Source organism: Streptomyces sp. NPDC053673 (genome assembly GCF_055585225.1).
In genome coordinates this window covers 1-1,074 of record NZ_JBVJKN010000114.1, presented here as the reverse complement: position 1 = coordinate 1,074, position 1,074 = coordinate 1, and the positions used below count along the sequence as shown (strand labels likewise).

The window sequence follows — 1,074 nt, the reverse complement described above, 5'->3', positions numbered from 1 at the left end:
GAGGGGTTCCCCCGCGACCGAGCCGACCAGCTGGCGGCCGTCGCATCCGGTCTGACCTCGTTGACCGCGGGCGCGTCCCGCATCTTCGAAGGCGGCGCGGTCAACCAGACCGTTGTGGAGATGGAGCGCGGCTTCCTCTTCATCATGTCCATCTCGGACGGCTCTTCGCTGGCCGTGCTCGCCCACCCCGATGCCGACATCGGTCTCGTGGGCTACGAGATGGCCCTGCTGGTCGACCGTGCCGGTACTGTCCTCACCCCGGACCTGCGTGCCGAACTCCAGGGAAGTCTTCTCAACTAACAGACAGGCAGTGCGTTTCTCGCCACCGCACCATAGGGTGCGGTGGCGCGGCTCCACAGGGACTTGGACCGGCGTACGGCACTCGGAGGAGGAAGAACAGTGGCAACACCCCCAGGCGGACACCCATATGACGGTGCTCAGCAGTCTCCGGGTGAGCAGGGTCAGAACCGCTTCAACTTTCCCTCCGCACCGAGCAGAGGCGACGGCCCGCAGCCGTACCAGCGGCCGCAGCAGCCGTACGACCCGTCGTACAACCAGCCGCAGGCTCCCCGCATCCAGCCGGTGCAGCCTCGGCGGTCCCCCGAGCCGGCACCTGCCTCGGGCAGCCACAACCCGTTGGTCCGCCCGTACGCGATGACCGGCGGCCGGACCCGGCCGCGCTACCAGCTCGCCATCGAGGCGCTGGTCAGCACCACGGCCGACCCCGCACGGCTGCAAGGGCAGTTGCCCGAGCACCAGCGGATCTGCCGGCTGTGCTTCGAGATCAAGTCGGTGGCTGAGATCTCGGCACTTCTCTCCATTCCCCTCGGCGTTGCCCGGATCCTCGTAGCCGACCTGGCGGAGGCCGGACTTGTCGCCATCCACCAGCCCGGCGGCGACGAGGCCGCCGGCGGCCAGCCAGACGTGACACTGCTCGAAAGGGTGCTCAGTGGACTTCGCAAGCTCTAGCGGCGGTGCAGCCCGCTCAACCACCAGCGCGAAGATCGTGGTGGCGGGCGGCTTCGGCGTGGGCAAGACCACGTTCGTCGGCGCCGTCTCGGAGATCAACCCGCT

2 protein-coding genes and 1 pseudogene are annotated in these 1,074 nt (G+C 68.5%); all 3 read left to right on the top strand.

What is annotated here, in order from left to right:
* Positions 1 to 300: roadblock/LC7 domain-containing protein (locus ACZ6ZQ_RS38635; protein ID WP_469773207.1), on the top strand; the 300-nt coding region annotated here is incomplete at its 5' end.
* Between the two features lie 99 nt (positions 301 to 399).
* Positions 400 to 969 carry a DUF742 domain-containing protein gene (locus ACZ6ZQ_RS38630; protein ID WP_469773206.1) on the top strand — a complete coding sequence of 190 codons (570 nt, stop codon included), beginning with the start codon at positions 400 to 402 and terminating at the stop codon, positions 967 to 969.
* Positions 950 to 1,074: pseudogene (locus ACZ6ZQ_RS38625) on the top strand (ATP/GTP-binding protein); the annotation flags it as partial. The gene ACZ6ZQ_RS38630 and the pseudogene ACZ6ZQ_RS38625, both read left to right, overlap by 20 nt.